Origin of the sequence: Amycolatopsis sp. NPDC102389 (assembly GCF_044765885.1) — a bacterium.
In the GTDB taxonomy this organism is placed as follows: domain Bacteria; phylum Actinomycetota; class Actinomycetes; order Mycobacteriales; family Pseudonocardiaceae; genus Amycolatopsis.
This window is the reverse complement of sequence record NZ_JBIWKX010000039.1, coordinates 1-19,158: the sequence shown is the minus strand read 5'-3', so window position 1 is coordinate 19,158 and position 19,158 is coordinate 1. Positions and strand designations below refer to the sequence as shown.

Annotated in this window: 18 protein-coding genes; 10 read left to right on the top strand and 8 right to left on the bottom strand. The window is 68.8% G+C overall.

Annotated elements, in window-relative coordinates; genetic code table 11:
- Positions 1–25 precede the first annotated feature (25 nt).
- Complete coding sequence (locus ACIRGA_RS28015) at positions 26–985, bottom strand: electron transfer flavoprotein subunit alpha/FixB family protein (RefSeq protein WP_037341881.1); 960 nt, start codon at positions 983–985, stop codon at positions 26–28.
- A 26-nt stretch (positions 986–1,011) separates the two neighbouring features.
- Complete coding sequence (locus tag ACIRGA_RS28010) at positions 1,012–1,797, bottom strand: electron transfer flavoprotein subunit beta/FixA family protein (protein WP_007031634.1); 786 nt, start codon at positions 1,795–1,797, stop codon at positions 1,012–1,014.
- A gap of 243 nt (positions 1,798–2,040) precedes the next feature.
- On the opposite strand from ACIRGA_RS28010, the gene ACIRGA_RS28005 reads away from it, so the two are divergent.
- The gene (locus ACIRGA_RS28005) at positions 2,041–2,892 is read left to right on the top strand and encodes a DegV family protein (RefSeq protein WP_400946212.1); all 852 of its coding nucleotides are present in this window, start codon (positions 2,041–2,043) and stop codon (positions 2,890–2,892) included.
- On the opposite strand, the gene ACIRGA_RS28000 is transcribed toward ACIRGA_RS28005, so the two are convergent.
- A complete protein-coding gene (locus ACIRGA_RS28000) occupies positions 2,873–3,313 on the bottom strand; it encodes a hypothetical protein (protein WP_400946210.1) in 441 nt (146 codons plus the stop codon). The two genes, ACIRGA_RS28005 and ACIRGA_RS28000, sit on opposite strands and share 20 nt — an antisense overlap.
- 70 nt (positions 3,314–3,383) lie before the next feature.
- On the opposite strand from ACIRGA_RS28000, the gene ACIRGA_RS27995 reads away from it, so the two are divergent.
- From ACIRGA_RS27995 to ACIRGA_RS27975, 5 genes are all read left to right on the top strand, one after another.
- Positions 3,384–4,157 carry a methyltransferase domain-containing protein gene (locus tag ACIRGA_RS27995; protein ID WP_400946208.1) on the top strand — a complete coding sequence of 258 codons (774 nt, stop codon included), beginning with the start codon at positions 3,384–3,386 and terminating at the stop codon, positions 4,155–4,157.
- Entirely contained in the window at positions 4,154–5,665 is a 1,512-nt protein-coding gene (locus tag ACIRGA_RS27990; RefSeq protein WP_400946206.1) for a 1,4-alpha-glucan branching protein domain-containing protein, read from the top strand. The genes ACIRGA_RS27995 and ACIRGA_RS27990 overlap by 4 nt, the downstream gene beginning before the upstream one ends.
- A 16-nt stretch (positions 5,666–5,681) precedes the next feature.
- Positions 5,682–6,167: a glutathione peroxidase gene (locus ACIRGA_RS27985; protein ID WP_400946204.1), complete on the top strand. Its 486-nt coding sequence runs from the start codon at positions 5,682–5,684 to the stop codon at positions 6,165–6,167.
- Between the two features lie 277 nt (positions 6,168–6,444).
- Positions 6,445–7,506, top strand: a complete 1,062-nt coding sequence (locus ACIRGA_RS27980; RefSeq protein WP_400946202.1) for a serine protease — start codon at positions 6,445–6,447, stop codon at positions 7,504–7,506.
- Entirely contained in the window at positions 7,506–7,742 is a 237-nt protein-coding gene (locus tag ACIRGA_RS27975; protein WP_400946199.1) for a hypothetical protein, read from the top strand. Before ACIRGA_RS27980 ends, ACIRGA_RS27975 begins: the two co-directional genes overlap by 1 nt.
- Here ACIRGA_RS27975 and ACIRGA_RS27970 read toward each other — a convergent pair.
- Entirely contained in the window at positions 7,730–9,496 is a 1,767-nt protein-coding gene (locus ACIRGA_RS27970) for a glycoside hydrolase family 2 protein (protein WP_400946197.1), read from the bottom strand. The genes ACIRGA_RS27975 and ACIRGA_RS27970 overlap by 13 nt on opposite strands.
- Positions 9,497–9,604: 108 nt before the next feature.
- Here ACIRGA_RS27970 and ACIRGA_RS27965 point away from each other — a divergent pair, with 108 nt between their 5' ends.
- Complete coding sequence (locus ACIRGA_RS27965; protein WP_240600501.1) at positions 9,605–10,858, top strand: glycosyltransferase family 4 protein; 1,254 nt, start codon at positions 9,605–9,607, stop codon at positions 10,856–10,858.
- 110 nt (positions 10,859–10,968) lie between these two features.
- On the opposite strand, the gene ACIRGA_RS27960 is transcribed toward ACIRGA_RS27965, so the two are convergent.
- The 3 genes from ACIRGA_RS27960 to aceA form a co-directional block, all read right to left on the bottom strand.
- Positions 10,969–11,100, bottom strand: coding sequence for a hypothetical protein (locus ACIRGA_RS27960; protein ID WP_255431241.1), 132 nt, complete (start codon positions 11,098–11,100; stop codon positions 10,969–10,971).
- Between the two features lie 456 nt (positions 11,101–11,556).
- Positions 11,557–13,161, bottom strand: a complete 1,605-nt coding sequence (aceB, locus tag ACIRGA_RS27955; protein WP_400946194.1) for a malate synthase A — start codon at positions 13,159–13,161, stop codon at positions 11,557–11,559.
- 99 nt (positions 13,162–13,260) lie between these two features.
- Positions 13,261–14,547 (bottom strand): isocitrate lyase, encoded by a 1,287-nt coding sequence (gene aceA, locus ACIRGA_RS27950; protein ID WP_400946191.1) that lies wholly within the window; start codon positions 14,545–14,547, stop codon positions 13,261–13,263.
- A gap of 228 nt (positions 14,548–14,775) precedes the next feature.
- Here aceA and ACIRGA_RS27945 point away from each other — a divergent pair, with 228 nt between their 5' ends.
- Together ACIRGA_RS27945 and ACIRGA_RS27940 are read left to right on the top strand one after the other, a co-directional pair.
- Positions 14,776–16,203 carry a short-chain fatty acyl-CoA regulator family protein gene (locus tag ACIRGA_RS27945; RefSeq protein ID WP_400946189.1) on the top strand — a complete coding sequence of 476 codons (1,428 nt, stop codon included), beginning with the start codon at positions 14,776–14,778 and terminating at the stop codon, positions 16,201–16,203.
- 79 nt (positions 16,204–16,282) lie between these two features.
- Positions 16,283–17,107 (top strand): NAD(P)H-binding protein, encoded by an 825-nt coding sequence (locus tag ACIRGA_RS27940; protein ID WP_400946186.1) that lies wholly within the window; start codon positions 16,283–16,285, stop codon positions 17,105–17,107.
- Between the two features lie 28 nt (positions 17,108–17,135).
- Here ACIRGA_RS27940 and ilvA read toward each other — a convergent pair whose 3' ends face one another.
- Positions 17,136–18,392, bottom strand: coding sequence for a threonine ammonia-lyase IlvA (gene ilvA / locus ACIRGA_RS27935; RefSeq protein ID WP_400946184.1), 1,257 nt, complete (start codon positions 18,390–18,392; stop codon positions 17,136–17,138).
- A 92-nt stretch (positions 18,393–18,484) separates the two neighbouring features.
- On the opposite strand from ilvA, the gene ACIRGA_RS27930 reads away from it, so the two are divergent.
- Positions 18,485–19,051: an NADAR family protein gene (locus ACIRGA_RS27930; protein ID WP_400946182.1), complete on the top strand. Its 567-nt coding sequence runs from the start codon at positions 18,485–18,487 to the stop codon at positions 19,049–19,051.
- The last annotated feature ends 107 nt before the right edge of the window (positions 19,052–19,158 follow it).

The window sequence follows — 19,158 nt, the reverse complement described above, 5'->3', positions numbered from 1 at the left end:
GACGGCCCCTCTTCGAACGAAGGACTCAGCCCTTGCGCTTCTGGACCTCTTCGGTCAGCTGCGGCGCGACGTTGAACAGGTCGCCCACCACACCGAAGTCGGCGATCTCGAAGATCGGCGCCTCGGCGTCCTTGTTGACCGCGATGATGGTCTTCGAGGTCTGCATACCCGCGCGGTGCTGGATCGCGCCGGAGATGCCCAGCGCGATGTACAGCTGCGGCGAGACCGTCTTACCGGTCTGACCGACCTGGAACTGCGCCGGGTAGTAGCCCGAGTCGACGGCGGCGCGGGAAGCACCGACGGCGGCACCGAGCGAGTCGGCGAGCGCCTCGACGACGTCGAACTTGTCGGCCGAGCCGACACCGCGGCCACCGGAGACGACGACCGAGGCCTCGGTCAGCTCCGGCCGGTCGCCGCCGACGATCGGCTCGACACCGGTGATCTTGGCGGACTTCGCCGGGTCGCCCGCGGGGACCTCGACGGTCTCCTCGGCGGCGGCACCCTCGGCCGGGGCCGCCTCGACCGCGCCCGGGCGGACCGAGATGACCGGGACACCCTTGGTGGACTTGGACTTCACGGAGAACGCGCCACCGAAGATGGACTGGTCGACGCTGCCGTCGCCGTTCACGCCGACGGCGTCGTACAGCAGACCGGAGCCGAGGCGGACCGCGACGCGAGCGGACACCTCCTTGCCTTCGGCGCTGGCCGCGACGAGCACGGCGGCCGGGGAGGTCCGCTCCGCGAGCGCGGCGAGGACGTCCACCTTCGGGGTGACCAGGAAGCCGGTGGCGTTGTCGCCCTCGGCGACGTACACCTTGGCGGCGCCGTGCGCGGCGAGGGCTTCCTTCGCCTTGGCGGCGGTGCCGGTCGGGCCGACGACGACCGCGGACGGCTCACCCAGTTCACGAGCGGCGGTCAGCAGCTCGAGCGTGACCTTCTTGACTTCACCGTCGACGTGGTCGACGAGGACGAGTACTTCAGCCATTTCCCTATTCCTCCTCGAAACCTGTCTCAGATGAGCTTCTGCGCGACCAGGTAGGCGGCGACCTTGCTGCCGCCGTCACCCTCGTCCTCGACGCGCTCACCGGCGGTGCGCGGCGGCTTCGGGGAGGCTTCGAGCACGGACGACCACGCGTTGCCGAGGCCGACCTCGGCCGCGTCGACGCCCAGGTCCGCGACGGTCAGCGTCTCGACCGGCTTCTTCTTGGCGGCCATGATGCCCTTGAAGGAGGGGTAGCGCGGCTCGTTGATCTTCTCGCCGACGCTCACCACCGCGGGCAGGTTCGCCTCGAGGTGCGTGACGCCGTCCTCGGTGTAGCGGTCGGCCTTGATCGACGTGCCGTCGACGGTCAGCTCGTTCACGTGGGTCAGCTGCGGCAGGCCGAGCAGCTCGGCGATGATCGCCGGCACGGCGCCACCGCGGCCGTCGGAGGCCTCGTTACCGGTGATGACCAGGTCGAAACCTTCGACCTTCGAGATCGCGGCGGCCAGCACCTTGGCGGTGGCGATCGCGTCGGAGCCGTGAAGGGCCTCGTCGGAGACGTGGATGGCCTTGTCGGCGCCCATGGACAGGGCCTTGCGGATCGCGTCGGTCGCGCGGTCGGGACCCACCGAGACGACGGTGACCTCGCCCTCGCCGGCTTCCTTGATCTTCAGGGCTTCTTCGACGGCCTTCTCGTTGATCTCGTCGAGCACGGCGTCGGCGGATTCGCGATCAAGAGTGTTGTCGGCACCGGAGAGCTTCCGCTCCGAGTAGGTGTCCGGTACCTGCTTGACCAGGACAACGATGTTCGTCATGGGTCTACTTCGACCTCCCGTTAGTGGCCGGCGTCGGCCACGGGGCAACAGCTCTACTGGCCGGTAGATTAAGGCCATTTCAGTGCCGGGGCCCGCCGAGGTGACCTCATTCACCTGGATGCACGTTTTAGTGGGACCATCGTCCAGGTAATTCACCCGGAAGTGAGTGTAACCGGCCGACTAACCCGAACGGCCGTATTCCGGGGTACTCCCGGAGATGGTGAAGGGATAACCTGCCCCACCATGCGTTCCATGCCCGGCCCTGTCGCCGTGATCACGGACTCGACCGCCTGTCTTCCCGCCCCGGTCGCCGAACGCTGGGGAATCGGCGTCGTTCAGGTCCAACTGCAGGTCGGAGAGCAGCTCGACGAAGAGAACCGCTACGACCGCGAGGAGATCATCGGCCATCTGCGCGCCGGGACGCCGGTGAAGACGGCACCGCCCGAGGTCGCCGCGTTCTTCTGGGCGTTCCAGGACGCCGCGAGCAAGGGCGCCTCCGCGATCGTCAGCGTCCACATCTCGGGACGGATGTCGGAGACGGTGAACGCGGCCCGCGAGGCCGCCCAGCAGGTGAACGTCCCCGTCCACGTCCTCGACAGCGGGACCACCGGGATGAGCCTCGGTTTCGCGGCGACCTCGGCGGCCAAGGTCGCCGCCGCCGGCGGGCAGGCCACCCGGGTCATCGACGCGGCCGAACGCCGGTTCCGCGGCAGCCGCGAGATCCTCTACGTCGACACGCTGGAGTTCCTGCGCCGCGGCGGCCGGATCGGGGCGGCGCAGGCGTTCCTCGGCTCGGCGTTCTCGATCAAACCCCTGCTGACGCTGAAGAACGGCGAGGTCGCCCCGCTGACGCGGGTGCCGGGCCAGCGGCGGGCGCTCAACAAGCTCGTCGACCTCGCGGTGGAATGCGCGGGTGACCGGGACGTCGAAGTCGCGATCACCCGGTTCGGCCCGGACGAACGCGATCTGGAGATCGGCGGGCGACTGCGGGCGCGGCTGCCGCATATGGTCGACAGCACCCTGGTGGACGCCAGCATGATCCTGGGCGCCCACCTCGGGCCGGGCGCCATCGGTATCACGGTGTCGCCGGTGTAGCGCCTTCTTTGGGAATCGACACCCGTGAAGGGATCAGCGCCACCACCACCGGAAGCACCGCGCCCAGCGCCGTCGTCGCGACGATCAGCACCTGGTCCACCGGCTCGAAATGCGAGACGTGGCCCAGGTGGTAGAGGAAATGCGGCAGTCCGAACAGGAAGGTCGCGAGCGCGGCGAGCCTGGCCACGGCGGTCGTCCCGATCACGGCGGCGCCGATCAGGAGTGCGGCGAGCGCCAGGTTGAGGCCGCCGAAGTCGCGGATCAGGTGTTCGTTGAAGGGGCCGTCCATCGCCACCCAGCCGGTGCGGAAGCCGGGAAAGTCGCGGTAGAAACCGTCCGGGCTGACCAGCGGCCACAGCCCGACGGGCAGTTCGATGAGGCCGAAGACGACGAGCAGTACGCGGGTGAATGTCCGTTGCATACCTTCTGGACTGGACAGCGCCGCGAAACGTGACACGCGGGCCGAAGTGACCGGCCGGTAGGGTCGCGGCGTGACCACCCCAGCCACCAGGGCCGAAGCGCTGCACCTCACCGGTGAACGCACCGTGCCGGGCATCGCCGAGGAGAATTACTGGTTCCGGCGCCACGAGGCGGCGTATCAACAGCTCCTGCCCCTGTGCGAAGGCAAGACCGTCCTGGAGGCCGGCTGCGGCGAAGGCTACGGCGCCGGGCTCATCGCCACCGTCGCCGAGCGGGTGCTCGCCCTCGATTACGACGTCCCCACCACCGAGCATGTCGCCCGCCGCTACCCCGGCATCGGCGTGGCCAGAACGAACCTGGTGTTCCTGCCGCTGCGGGACGCCTCGGTCGACGTCGTCGCCAACTTCCAGGTGATCGAGCACCTCTGGGACCAGGGCGCCTTCCTCGCCGAATGCCGCCGCGTGCTCTCCCCCGGCGGACGGCTGATCGTCACGACGCCCAACCGGCTGACCTTCACCCCGGACAGCGACACGCCGCTCAACCCGTTCCACACCAGGGAGCTCGCACCGTCCGAATTGGGCGGACTGCTGCGTGACGCCGGTTTCGAAGTCGAGACGCTGCATGGTCTCCACCACGGCGAGGGTGTCGCGAAGCTCGACGCCAAGTACGGCGGCTCGATCATCGACGCCCAGCTCGACGTCGTCATGGGGCAGCTGCCCGGGCAGGCGACCTGGCCGGCGGAACTGCTCGCCGACGTCGAAGCCATCCAGGCCGCGGATTTCGCGATCCACGGCGAAGACCTCGACGACAGCCTCGACCTGGTCGCCGTGGCGGTGCGCCGATGACCGAGTACGAGGGCACGTTCTGCCTCGTCGTGCACAGCCATCTGCCGTGGCTGCCGCATCACGGATCCTGGCCGGTCGGCGAGGAATGGCTCTACCAGGCGTGGGCGCATTCCTATCTGCCGATGGTCAACCTCCTGCGCCGCTTCGCCGACGAGGGCCGCGAAGACGTCCTCACTCTCGGGATGACGCCGATCCTCGCCGCCCAGCTCGACGATCCGTACTGCATCGAGGCCTTCCACGATTGGCTCGGGCACTGGCAACTGCGCTCCTGGCACGCGTCCACGCTCTGGCACGGCGACCCGCTGCTGCGCGAGCTCGCGGCGAGCGAGTACCGGACGGCGCTCAACGCGTCGGAAGAACTCGAAACCCGCTGGCGCCATGGCTTCTCACCCATCCTTCGGTCCTTTGTGGACAACGGGACGATCGAACTGCTCGGCGGGCCGCTGGCGCATCCGTTCCAGCCGCTGCTCGACCCGGCGGTCCGCGACTTCATGCTGCGCGGCGGCCTCGCCGACACCGCGCTGCGGATCGGACGCCGGCCCGAGGGCATTTGGGCACCTGAATGCGGCTACGCGCCCGGGATGGAAGCCGGATACGCCGCCGCGGGCGTCCAGCGGTTCATGGTCGACGGGCCCTCCCTGCACGGCGACACCTCGGCGGCGCGGACCGTCGGCGATTCCGACGTCGTCTGCTTCGGCCGCGACCTCGAAGTCACGTACCGGGTCTGGTCGCCGAAGGCCGGATATCCCGGCCATGCCGCCTATCGCGATTTCCACACCTGGGCGCACGAAGTCGGCCTCAAACCGTCACGGGTGACCGGCAAAACCGTCGAGCCACCGGACAAGGCGCCGTACGATCCGGCGATGGCGACGGCCACCCTCGGCGGCCACGTCCAGGACTTCGTCGACACCGTCGTCGCCCGCCTGCGTTCGCTCAAGGCCGAGCACGGCCGCGAATCCCTCGTAGTCGCCGCGTACGACACGGAACTGTTCGGGCACTGGTGGCACGAGGGCCCGGCCTGGCTCGAAGGCGTCCTGCGCGCGCTGCCCGAGGCGGGTGTCCGCGTCACGACACTCAAGGGCGCCCTCGAAGCCGGTCACCTCGGCGGGAAGGTCGACCTTCCGGCGTCGTCGTGGGGCTCGGGCAAGGACTGGCGGGTCTGGGACGGCGAGCAGGTCGCCGACATGGTGCGGGACAACACCGCACTGCAGCACCGGATGCTCGACCTGGTCGCCGGAATGGACACGACGACGCGTGACGCCGTTCGCGATCAGGCCGTCGCCGAGGCGATGCTGGCGCTTTCGAGCGACTGGGCGTTCATGGTCACCAAGGACTCCGCCGCCGATTACGCGCGACGGCGGGCCGAAGTGCACACCGGACGGTTCGACACGCTCGCCGGGCTGCTCCGGGAAGGGGCGCTCGACCGCGCGCGGGAGACCGCGGCCGCGTTCCGGCGCGACGACGGGCCGTTCGGCCACGTCGACGCGCGTGATCTGCTGAGGAAATGACGAAAGGGGCACCATCATGGGGATCCATGACATCCCGCTGAAGACGCTCGCGGGCGAGGACACGACGCTCGGCGCGCTCGAAGGCAAGACGCTGCTGGTGGTGAACGTGGCGTCGAAATGCGGTCTCACGCCGCAGTACACCGGGCTGGAGAAACTGCAGGAACGCTACGCGGACAAGGGTTTCTCCGTCGTCGGCTTCCCGTGCAACCAGTTCGCGGGCCAGGAGCCGGGCACCGCGGAGGAGATCCAGACCTTCTGCTCGACGACGTACGGGGTTTCGTTCCCGCTGTTCGAAAAGCTGGACGTGAACGGGGAAGGCCGTCACCCGCTCTACACCGAACTGACCAAGGCGGCCGACGCGGAAGGCGCCGCCGGCGACGTGCAGTGGAACTTCGAGAAGTTCCTCGTCGCCCCGTCCGGTGAAGTGGTGGGACGATTCCGCCCGCGCACCGAACCCGAAGACGAGACGATCACCAAGGCGATCGACGCCGCGATCGGCTGATTCTCACTTTCGCGAACGGGCGGGCTCGCCGGAGATCCGGCGAGCCCGCCCGTTTCTTTTTGCGGCGAATCGGTGACTAAAGTCCCTGAATAGCCATGACACCGCGGCGATGGCCGGTTGATCGATCACAAACCCTTGCCACACAAGGGAAATCCTGACATCCACAGTGAAGCGCCATACCCGATTGCACTATGGCGCAGCTCAGCTCACAGGGGAAGACTCCTTCGTCGGGAGTCCCGCACTTCGTCAACGCCGACAACAGAAAAGTGTGGCAGACATGATCGAAAAGAACATGATCCCGAAGGAATTCCTCTCCCTCGCGACCGTTCAGGCGACCGAAGAGAGGAACCTGCTCGACAGGCAGAACGTCGTGGGTGTCGCGCTCGGCACCAAGTGGTCGAACGGAACGGACACCGGCGAAAAGGCGATCACCGTACTGGTCGACACGAAGCTGCCGCACGAACTGCTCCGTGACGACGACCTCGTCCCGGCGAAACTGGCCGGCGTGCCCACCGACGTCCAGGAGGTCGGAGTACTCCAGGCCGGCCGGACCGTGACACCGCCGAAGGTCAACGGCGCCGCCCCGGTCCAGGACGAAGCACCGGCACAGCAGCCCTCCCGCCAGGAAGGGCTCCGCGACATGGTCGACCCGCTCACGCTCGCCAGGCGTTTCCGCCCGGCGTTCGGCGGGCTGAGCGTCGGCCACTTCCAGATCACCGCCGGCACGTACGGCACCGCCGTCTACGACGCATCGGCGCTGCCCGGCAAACCGCAGAGGTACTACATCCTCAGCAACAACCACGTGCTGGCCAACACCAACGCCGCCGCCATCGGCGACCCGATCCTGCAGCCCGGCCCGTTCGACGGCGGCGTCATCCCCAGCGACGTCATCGCCAGGCTGAGCCGGTACGTGCCGATCAAGTTCATCACCCCGGGCCAGCCCGCCCCGCTGAACCTCGTCGACGCGGCCATCGCCGAAGGCCAGTTCCACGACCTCGACCGGCGGATCTTCTGGGTCGGCGACCTCCGCGGCACCAACCCGGCACCGACCGTCGGCACGCGGGTGCAGAAGACCGGCCGGACCACCAGCTGGACGACCGGGACCATCACGAACATCAACGCCACCGTCGACGTCAACTACGGCGGCGGCCGGGTGGCCCGCTTCGCACAGCAGCTGCTCACCACCGACATGTCAGGCGGCGGCGACTCGGGCAGCCTGGTGGCGGAACTGAACACGGATCTGGCCGTCGGCCTGCTGTTCGCGGGTTCGCCGGTGGTCACCGTGATCAACCGGATCACGCTGGTCGAGGCCGCGCTCGGGATCAGGGTGCACCCGTAGTGGCCGAAGAATCGCCTGATGCCGGCGCTGTCGACGCCGCTCTCGCCAGGGCGTCGCGGTGGCTCGACGACGTCCCCGGAGTCGTCGGGGTCGGACAGGGCGAGGCCGAGGGGGCACCCACGATCGACGTGTGGATGACCCCCGGCCACGACCCCGGGCAGCTGCCTTCTCAGCTGCTCGGGCTCCCCGTCCGGGTCCGGGATTCGGGCGGTCCGCTGGAGCCTCAGCCGGACTGACCCGCCTCGATGACCGCGCGATTGCGGGTGGCGACGGCCGCGGCGTCGACCTTCACCACCCGCCGGTCGTAGGTCAGCAGGCCGTTGACCTCGTTCTCGACGTCGGTGGTCTGGGTGTAGATCGCGCCGGAAAGGCCGGTTCCGGCGATGATCCGTTCGAGGTGCTCGCTGACCTCGGCATAGCGCTTGGTCAGCTGTGCCGAGGTCTTCGTCATCTCGTAGGCCTGGGGTTCTCCCGGCCAGCGGTGGTCGTCGAGGACCAGGCCGAGGCCGCCGTACTCACCGTCGACGATCACCCTGTGGTCTTTCACCGCGGGATTCCCCGGCCCGACGTAGGTGTGGTCGTCGTAGACGTCACCCGCACCGGTGTCCGGCCGGGAGAAACAGCAGTTCACCCCGCTGTTCGCGACGACGTGCCTGCTCGGATCGAGGTCCTTCACCAGGTTCGCGATCCGAGAGGTGTCGAATTCGCCCCAGCCCTCGTTGAACGGCACCCAGCCGACGATCGAGGTCACCCCGCGCAGCTGCTCGACCATCTCGATCAGTTCGGCTTCGAACCGCGCCTTCGCCTCCGACACCGGATCGGGCGCGGTCCCGGGCGGGCCGTCGAACGAGACCGTGAGCGACGGCATGTCCTGCCAGACGAGCAGGCCCAGCCTGTCCGCCCAGTGGTACCAGCGTTCCGGCTCGACCTTGACGTGCTTGCGGACGAAGTTGAAGCCGAGTTCCTTGGTCTTCTCCAGATCGAACCGCAGCGCCTCGTCGGTGGGGGCGGTGTGGATCCCGTCGGGCCAGTAACCCTGGTCGAGCGGGCCGTGGAGGAAGGTGATCCGGCCGTTGAGCGCGATCCGCGGCCTGCCTTGGGCGTCGGCGACCGTCCCGATCGTCCGGAGCCCGGTGTAGGACTCGACGACGTCGAGCACGTTGCCGCTCTCGTCGAGCAAGCGGACCTGGAGGTCGTAGAGATACGGGTCGTCCGGTGTCCACAAGCGCGGCGAAGGCACCTCCGCGCGCAACTGCCGTCCCGCCTCCCCCTCGACGCGGGTCACTTCCGCGCCGCCGGGTTCGCTGACGATCACCTCCACCCGGGCGCCGCCTGTGACCTTGGGCACAACGGTCACTCCATCGAGGTCCGGGGTCGTCAGCAGATCGCGGACGTGCGCGGACGGCACGGGCTCCAGCCAGACGGTCTGCCAGATACCCGAGGCGGCGGTGTAGAAGATCCCTTTCGGATCGTTCCGTTGCTTGCCGACGGGATGCGTCGCGGCGTCGGTCCGGTCCGTCGCGCGGACGGTCAGTTCCTGCGATCCCGACGGGCGCAGGACGTCGGTGATGTCCGCGCTGAAGGCCGTGTACCCGCCTTCGTGGACGGCCACCTCCTGGTTGTTGACCCAGACCGTCGCGGACTGGTCGACGGCGCCGAAATGGAGCAGCACCCGCTGACTGTCCCATTCGGACGGGACCTGGAACACCTTGCGGTACCAGAGGGTTTCGTCCCGCCGTCCGATCCCGGAGAGCGCCGACTCCGGCGGGAACGGCACCAGGATCCGCTCGCCGTACCCGTCGCGGCGGGGCGCGCCGCTGCCCGCGTACTCCCAGACGCCGTTGAGGTTCAGCCAGCGTTCGCGGACCAGCCGCGGACGCGGGTACTCGGGCAGCGCGCTGCCGGGTCCGACCTGCGCGGACCACGGCGTCGAGAGCACCGGTTCGACGGTCTTGAAGGCCGGTCCGGCCACGTTCACCGAAGACGTCATCGACCCGATGGTGGCAAAGATCGCCGCCCCTGTCGCCCTCGATCGGCTTCACCTGCAGGGGTGATCGCCCGGTCCCGGTGCCGACCGACTCACGAGTAACCTCCACCCATGCGCGTGCTGATGTTGTCGTGGGAGTACCCACCCGTGGTCGTCGGCGGACTCGCACGGCACGTCCATGCCCTGGCCAGGCATCTCGCCCGGCAGGGGCACGACGTGGTCGTCCTGTGCCGTCACACGGCGGGCACCGACGCCGAGACCCACCCGAGGACCGATCGTGTGGTCGAGGGCGTCCGGATCATCCGGGTCGCCGAAGACCCGATGCACGTGACCTTCGAACGGGACCTCGTCGCGTGGACGCTGGCCATGGGGCACGCGATGGTCCGCGCGGCCACCGACCTGCTGCGCACCTGGCAGCCGGACGTGGTGCACGCGCACGACTGGCTGGTCACCCATCCCGCGATCGCGATCGCGGAGGCCGCGCGGGTGCCGCTGGTCGGCACGATCCACGCCACCGAGGCCGGACGGCATTCCGGCTGGCTCTCGCATCCGCTGAACCAGCAGGTGCACTCCGTCGAGTGGTGGCTCGCGAACCGCTCGGACGCGCTGATCACCTGCTCGCAGGCCATGCGCCGCGAGGTGGCGCATCTGTTCGAGGTCGACGGCGACGCGGTCACCGTGATCCACAACGGCATCGAGGAACGCACCTGGCAGGTGCCCGCGGAGGAGGTCGCGCACGCGCGCGAGGTCTACAGCCCCTCCGGCGCGCCGCTTTTGCTCTACTTCGGACGGCTGGAATGGGAGAAGGGCGTGCAGGACCTGCTCGCCGCGCTCCCCCGGATCCGCCGCGCCAAACCGGGGACGCGGCTGGTCGTCGCCGGCAAGGGACGGCATCTGGAGGAACTGGTCGACCAGGCCCGCAAGCTGCGGGTCCGTCGCGCGGTGGACTTCGTCGGGCATCTGTCCGACCGCGAACTGCGCGCCGTGCTGGCCGCGGCCGACGCCGTCGTGCTGCCCAGCCGGTACGAACCGTTCGGGATCGTCGCGCTGGAGGCCGCCGCCGCCAAGGCGCCGTTGGTCGCTTCGACCGCGGGCGGGCTCGGCGAGGTCGTCGTCGACGGGGAGACCGGCCTGGCGTTCAGCCCCGGCGACGTCGACGCCCTCGGGGACGCCGTCGAGGCGGTGCTGGACGACGAGGTCGCCGCCGCCCGCCGCGCGCTGACCGCTCAGTCGCGCCTGGCCGCGGACTTCGACTGGGGCCGGATCGCCGAGGCGACCGTGGCGGTCTACCGGCGGGCCCGCGTCGGGGAACCGGTGGAACTGGGGCGGCCGAAGATCGCGACGGGCAACGCCTTCGAGCCGTGAGCGGCCGCTTTTCGTGTCGCGAAAGCCACTTTCGCGACGTCTGATGTCCCGAAAGTGGCTTTCGCGACATGCGCGCCGCGACCCCCCGGGGCTGTTCTAGGTGACGAAGATCAGAAGTGACAGGGCCGGACACAGTCCGGTTGGACCGAGACCCCGGCCGAAGCGGACACCGCGGGCGCGGCGAGGGCGACGGCGAGGACGGCGAAGGTCGCGGCCAAGAGCGTTCTCAACTGCTTCTTCATGGTGGCTCCTCGGGGAAACGGGCGGAATTCCCGCCCGGCGCCGAGCATCCGCGCGACCCGCCACCGAAACAACGGGGGTATCACTAGGTACCCCTACCTAATCGCGGTCCGTGACCGATTCGTCCGGTCCCGTGGCCGTAACTCGCGTGCTCGAGGCCGTAACTCGCGTGATTAGAGGCGTATCAGCGTGTTACGCCTTCAAACACGCGAGTTACGCCTTCAATCACGCGTGTTCGGTCCAGAAGAAAGCCGCGGAGACCGCGCCCACCGCGGTGTGGGGGTGGGCGGGGTCTCCGCGGCGAGGCGCACGCCCGACAGGCGCTACCGGAAGGGGCGCGCGCGTGAAGCGGGTCCGGTGGCGGGGAGCCGCCGCCACCGGACCCGTTGGGCCACACCGTCCCAAACCGGTGTGGAACCCGGCCGCCCCGCGTCAGGTAGGGGCGGCCGGAGCCTGATTCAGTGCGTGGTCAGGTATCGCGCGTACGCGCCGGTGGTGAGGAAGCTCGGCAGCTTCTCGCCCAGCGCGGTCTCGGTGAAGATCTCGTAGGCGTCGCCGAGGCGGGTGTTCTCACCCAGTTCGGCCCGCACCGTCGCCAGCTCTTCGTCCAAATAGGACACGGCGAGTTCGCGGGTGAGCGCGGTGCCGTCTTCGAGCTTCGTGCCGTTGCGGATCCACTGCCACACCTGGCAGCGGGCGATCTCCGCGGTGGCGGCGTCCTCCATCAGGTTGTGGATCGCCGCCGCACCGGTACCGCGCAGCCACGCGTCGATGTAGCGCAGCGCGACGTTGATGTTGGCGCGGACACCGGCTTCGGTGACCTCGCCGCCCGCGCTCGCGACGTCGAGCAGGTCCTCGGCCGTCACGGTGACGTCTTCACGCAGCTTGCCGAGCTGGTTGGGCCAGCCACCGAGGACGTTGTCGAACACCTCGCGGCAGACCGGGACCAGGCCGGGGTGCGCGACCCACGAGCCGTCGAAGCCGTCGTTCGCCTCGCGTTCCTTGTCCTGGCGGACCTTCTCCAGCGCGGTCGCGTTGATCTCCGGGTCCTTGCTCGGGATGAACGCGGCCATGCCGCCGATGGCGTGCGCCCCGCGCTTGTGGCAGGTGCGCACCAGCAGCTCGGTGTAGGCCCGCATGAACGGGACGGTCATGGTCACCTGCGCGCGGTCCGGGAGCACGAAATCCGCGCCGTGCGAGGAGAAGTTCTTGATGACGCTGAAGATGTAGTCCCAGCGGCCGGCGTTCAGCCCGGAGACGTGCTCGCGCAGTTCGTAGAGGATCTCCTCCATCTCGAACGCGGCGGTGATCGTCTCGATCAGCACGGTGGCCCGGATCGTGCCGCGCGGGATACCGAGTTCCCGTTGCGCCAGCAGGAAGACGTCGTTCCACAGCCGCGCTTCGAGGTGGTTCTCGAGCTTCGGCAGGTAGAAGTACGGGCCGCTGCCGCGGGCCAGCAGCTGGCGCGCGTTGTGGAAGAAGTAGAGGCCGAAGTCGACCAGGCTCGCCGAAACCGGGCGGCCGTCGATGCGGATGTGCTTCTCCACCAGGTGCCAGCCGCGGGGGCGGGCGACGATGGTCGCGGGCTCGTCGCCGATCGTGTAGCGCTTGCCCGCCTCGGTGGTGAAGTCGATGTTGCGGCGGATCGCGTCGAACAGGTTGAGCTGCCCGTCGATCACGTTGTGCCAGGTCGGCGAGGTCGCGTCCTCGAAGTCGGCGAGCCAGACCTTGGCGCCGGAGTTCAGCGCGTTGACCGTCATCTTGCGGTCGGTCGGGCCGGTGATCTCGACGCGGCGGTCTTCGAGACCGGGCGCGGCCGGGGCGACCGACCAGCTGCTGTCGTCGCGGATCGAGCGCGTCTCGGGCAGGAAGCCCAGCGGCTTCTCACCGGACTGCAGCTCTTCGCGGCGCAGACGGCGGGCGTCGAGCAGTTCGCGGCGGCGGCCGGCGAACGCGTTGTCGAGCTTGGCCACGAAGTCCAGCGCGGCCGGGGTGAGGATCTCGGCGAACCGGTCACCGGCGGGTCCGCAGACGTCGATCCGGTAGTTCAGCTTCTCAACCATGGTGTGCCTCCGCTGGGCTTCGCGAGAGATAGAGAGGAAGGGAGGTGGCGGTCTCCCCTGGGAGTCGAGAGACCGCCACCGGTCACCTGCTTGCGTGGATCAGAACTGCTCGGTCTCGGTGGAACCGGCGAGCGCGGTGGTCGAGCTCTCCGGGTTCAGCGCGGTCGCGACGTTGTCGAACCAGCCGGTGCCGACCTCGCGCTGGTGCTTCGTGGCGGTGTAACCGCGGTCCTCCGAAGCGAACTCGCGCTCCTGCAGGTCGACGTAGGCGGTCATGCCCTCGCGGGCGTAACCGTGCGCCAGGTCGAACATCGAGTAGTTCAGGGCGTGGAAGCCGGCCAGCGTGATGAACTGGAACTTGTAGCCCATGTGGCCGAGTTCGCGCTGGAACTTCGCGATCGTCGCGTCGTCCAGGTGCTTCTTCCAGTTGAACGACGGCGAGCAGTTGTAGGCCAGCATCTGGTCCGGGTACTTGGCCTTGATCGCCTCGGCGAACTGGCGGGCGACCTCGAGGTCCGGCTTGGAGGTCTCCATCCACAGCAGGTCGGCGTACTCGGCGTAGGCCAGACCGCGGTCGATGCAGGGGTCGATGCCGTTGGTGACGTTGTAGAAGCCCTCGGCGGTGCGCTCGCCGGTGACGTACTTGCGGTCACGCTCGTCGACGTCGCTGGTGATCAGCGTGGCGGCCTGCGCGTCGGTGCGGGCGACGATCAGCGACGGCACGTTCAGCACGTCCGCGGCGAGGCGGGCGGCGTTCAGCGTGCGCTCGTGCTGCTTGGTCGGGATCAGCACCTTGCCACCGAGGTGACCACACTTCTTCTCGGAAGCGAGCTGGTCCTCCCAGTGCACACCCGCGGCACCGGCGGCGATCATGCCCTTCATCAGCTCGAAGGCGTTGAGCGGGCCACCGAAGCCGGCCTCGGCGTCGGCGACGATCGGGGCGTACCAGTCGATGTCGGTGTTGCCCTCGGCCCAGTTGATCTGGTCGGCGCGGCCGAGCGCGTTGTTGATGCGGCGGACGACGGCGGGCACCGAGTTGGCCGGGTAGAGGCTCTGGTCCGGGTAGGTCTGGCCGGAGAGGTTGGCGTCGGCGGCGACCTGCCAGCCCGACAGGTAGATGGCCTTGAGGCCGGCGCGGACCTGCTGCACCGCCTGGTTACCGGTCAGGGCGCCCAGCGAGTGGACGTAGTCCTCGTTGTGCAGGAGGTCCCACAGCTTCTCGGCGCCGCGGCGAGCGAGCGTGTGCTCCTCGACCACGCTGCCGCGCAGCTTGACCACGTCAGCCGCGGAGTACGACCGCTTCACGCCCGCCCAGCGGGGGTCGGTCTCCCACTGCTTGGCCAGTTCGGCGGCCGCCTGCTCCAGCTGCTGCGCGTGCTGAGTCATCGGATTCTCCCGGTGTTGCGAAGTTTGCGAGTGATCGCCTTTCCTGATTCGACCCTGACATGACAGGGGAAATCGGATCCAGGCCTCCAATTTGCCAATTTCTGCGAAGCTTCCGTAGCATCTTGCAAAGGTTGCGAATCACAGGTTCGCAAGCACAGGCAAAATCCACGGGCTTGACCGTTCACTGAATCGTTCAGGCCCGGAAACCTTGCGGACAGAGAGGCCTCAGTGGACAAAACCTTCGCCGGAGCGAAGCTGCGGCATCTGCGCGAAAGCCGGTCGATGAGCCAGGCGGACCTGGCTCGTGTGCTGGAGATCTCACCCAGTTATCTCAATCAGATCGAGCACAACTCGCGGCCGCTGACCGTCCCGGTGCTCCTTCGCATCACGCAAGCGTTCGGAGTGGACACCGAGTTCTTCGCGAACAACGACACGGCCCGGCTGGTCGCGGACGTCAAGGAAGCGCTGCTCGACGAGGTCCTCGGTGTGGACGTCACGACCAGCGAGCTCAACGACCTGGCCACGAACCTGCCGACGATCGCGCAGGCACTGGTCAAACTGCACCGCAGCTACCGCAACGCCGTCGAGAACACCGCCGTGCTGACCACGGAAAACGGCCTCGGCCTGCATGGAAGCGCCGCCACCGCCCTGCCGCACGAAGAGGTCCGCGACTTCTTCTACGAGCGGGAGAACTACGTCGCCGAGCTGGACGAACGCGCCGAACGCATGGCGCACGACATCCCGCTGCAGCGTGGCCAGGTGCTGGCGGCGCTGAAGGAAACGCTGATCCAGCGCTACGGCGTCGACGTCACGAGCGAAGGCATCGACGAGACCAACGGCGAACAGCACCGGTACGAGCCCGGGCCGCGGGTGCTGCGGCTGGCGCCGAGCCTGCGCGTCGGGCAGCAGGCGTTCCGGATGGCCTCACAGATCGCGCTGCTGGAATACGACGACCTGATCACCGAACTCGCCGACTCGTGGGCGTTCTCCGGGCCCGCCGCGCGTTCGCTGGCCAGGGTCGGGCTCGCGAACTACTTCGCGGGCGCGCTGATCCTCCCCTATGGACCGTTCCTGTCGACCGCGGAACGCTTCCGCTACGACATCGAGCGGCTCTGCGACCACTTCGGCGTCGGCTTCGAGACCGTCTGCCACCGGCTCTCGACGTTGCAGCGGCCCAAGAACCGCGGCGTGCCGTTCTCGTTCGTCCGTGTCGACCGGGCCGGGAACATGTCGAAACGCCAGTCCGCGGCCGGTTTCCACTTCTCCCGCGTCGGCGGCGCGTGTCCACTGTGGAACATCTACGAGGCGTTCACCCAGCCCGGCAAGATCCTCACCCAGATCGCGACCCTGCCCGACGGTAAGAGCTACTTCTGGGTCGCGCGGACGGTGTCGCGCAACATCGGCGGCTACGGCAGCCCCGGCAAGACGTTCACCGTCGGCCTCGGCTGCGAACTGCGGCACGCGAAACGGCTGATCTACTCGACCGGGCTCGATCTCGACGACCGCGCCGCGGCCACCCCGATCGGCATGGGGTGCAAAGTCTGCGAACGACCCGCCTGCTCGCAGCGCGCGTTCCCGACGATCGGCAAGCAGCTGACCGTCGACGAGAACACCAGCACCTTCGTCCCGTACCCGGCGGTGCCCAAGGCGCCTTGAGCCGCCCTGATCTCCCTGGCAGGGTTGCCGTCGACGACCGCCGCCTGTGACGGCGGCCACCGCACTGGGGAGAAAGCGCATGATCTTGGTGACCGGGGCAGGCGGCAACGTCGGCTCGGAACTGACCGGAATACTGGCGCGCGGCGGGCATCCCGTCCGGGCGCTGGTCCGAACGCCGCGGCCGTTGCCGGACGGCGTCGACGGAGTATTGGGAGATCTGAACGAGGCGACGAGCCTGAAACCCGCGTTGGAAGGTGTCCGGGCGGTCTTCCTGCTCGGCGGCTACGAGGACATGCCCGGCGCGCTCGCGGCGATGCGGGACGCGGGCGTCGAACAGGTGACGCTGCTGTCGTCCCGTTCGGCCGTCGGCGGGCACGCGGACAACGCCGTCGCCGGAATGCACATGGCGGCCGAGGCGGCGGTCCGCGCGTCGAAGCTGGCGTGGACGTTCCTGCGGCCGAGCGGGTTCATGTCGAATTCGCTGCAGTGGATCCCGCAGCTTCGGGCGGGGGACGTCGTCCGCGAGCCGTTCGCGAACGTCCCGGTGGCGACGATCGACCCGTACGACATCGCCGCCGTCGCCGCGGAATCGCTGACCACACCGGGGCACGAGGGGCGGGCGTACGCCATCACCGGCCCGGGTTCGCTCCGGCCCGCCGACCGGCTCCGCGTCCTGAGCGAGCTGCTCGGACGGGAGCTGCGGCTGGATCCGCTGTCGGACGCCGAGGCCCGCGTGACGATGAGCGCGGAGATGCCGGAGAAGTACGTCGACGCCTTCTTCCGCTTCTTCGCCGAGGGCGAGTTCGACGATTCCGAGGTCACCGGCGCCGTCCGGGATCTGACCGGACGGGAGCCGCGGCCGTTCGTGGACTGGGCGCGGGCGCACCTGGCCGCCTTCCGCTAACCGCATTCAGAGGACTGAATGCGGGGTGTCAGACCAGGAAGTGGAAGAGCGGGCTGCCCGGCTCCACCCGCTCCACCTGCAGCGGGCTCACCTCCAGCCGGTGCAGCAGTCCTTCCAGGTCGCCGGGCCGCGCGAGTTCGATGCCGATCAGCGCCGGCCCGGTCTCCCGGCTGTTGCGCTTCACGTACTCGAACCGCGTGATGTCGTCGTCCGGCCCGAGGACCTCGTCGAGGAACCGCCGCAACGCGCCGGGCTCCTGCGGGAACCCCACCAGGAAGTAGTGCTTCAGTCCTTCGTGGATGAGCGACCGTTCGAGCACTTCGCCGTAACGGCTGACATCGTTGTTGCCGCCGGAGACGACGCACACGACGATCTGGCCCGGGTCGATCTTCACCGTCGTGCCGAGCGCGGCGGTCGCGAGCGCGCCCGCGGGTTCGGCGATCACGCCGTCGGATTGGTACATCGCCAGCATTTCGGTGCAGATCGCGCCCTCGGCGACGTCGGTGAGCTCGACACCTCCGTCGCGGACCAGCGGATACGTCACCGATCCGGCCAGCGCGACCGCCGCACCGTCGACGAACGTGTCGACGCTCTCGAGCCGCACCGGCTCACCGGCCGCCAGCGCGGCCGCCATACAGGTCGCGCCCGACGGCTCGACCCCGACGATCCGCATCTCCGGCGCTCGTTCCGCGGCCCAAGCGGCGATCCCGGCGAGCAGGCCGCCACCGCCGACCGGCACCACCATGACGTCCGGGACGAAGCCGAGCTGCGCGACGACCTCCATCGCGACCGTGCCCTGCCCGGCGACCGTCTCCGGCGCGTCGAAGGCGGGGACCAGGGTCGCGCCGGTGCGCTCGGCGTCCTGCTTCGCGGCGGTGAAGGCGTCCTCGTAGGTCTCGCCGACAACGATGACCTCGATATGCGAGCCGCCCAGCGTCGCGATCCGCTCGCGCTTCTGCCGGGGAGTCGTGCCGGGCACGTAGACCCGGCCGTCCGCGCCGAGACGGCGGCACGCGTACGCGACGCCCTGCGCGTGGTTGCCCGCGCTCGCGCAGACGACGCCGCGCTTCCGGTGCTCCGCGTCGAGCTGGACGATGAAGTTGTAGGCGCCGCGGATCTTGTACGAGCGCACGGTCTGCAGGTCTTCGCGTTTGAGCCAGACGCGGGCGTCCACCCGCGCCGAAAGCCGCTCGTTCGGTTCGAGCGGCGTGCGGGTCACCACCCCGGCCAATCGCTTGGCGGCCTCTTCGACCGTTCGGGCGCTCACCGTTTCGATCCCTTGCACGAATGCTGAATGTACTGACCGCCTCCGGTCACGACCGAGAGTGGTCCGATCCAGTTCACGAGTTGTCGGGGGCCTGTGGTCCACTGGTCGCCATGGTGAGCAAGGTCGACGGAGTCCGGAGTCTCGATGCGTTGCGCGAGCTGGTCCACAGCGGCGCGGAGCCCGGGTACCAGCTCTTCTACGGCCACACCCCGCTCAAGAGCGGCCGGATCAACGCGGCCTGCCTGAGCCAGTGGTGGCTGGCGCCGTTCGTCGCGGGCGGCGAGCGGTACCCGACGGCCGAGCACTACATGATGGCGAGCAAGGCGGAACTGTTCGGCGATCACGAGGCCGCGGCGAACATCCGTCAGGCACCGGATCCCAAGACCGCCAAGATCCTCGGCCGTGAGGTCTCCGGTTTCGACGCCGAGGTGTGGGAGCGGCACCGCTTCGACATCGTCATCGACGGGAACCTCGAGAAGTTCCGCCAGCACGCCGAAGAGCGCGAGTTCCTGCTGGCCACGGGCGACAAGGTGATCGTCGAGGCGTCGAGGATGGACCTCGTCTGGGGCAGCGGCCTCGCCCGCGAGGACAAGAACGCCACCCGCCCCGACTACTGGCGCGGGCAGAACCTCCTGGGCTTCGCGCTGATGGAGGTCCGCGAGCAGCTGCGCGGCTAGGCCGTGTCCTGCAAGTCTGTTCGATGGGCTTCGTGATCCAGGTGGTTCCTGGCGGTGCGGGCGGATCGGCCTCGTACCGGGTCGTACTCGGCCGCATCCGCCCGTGC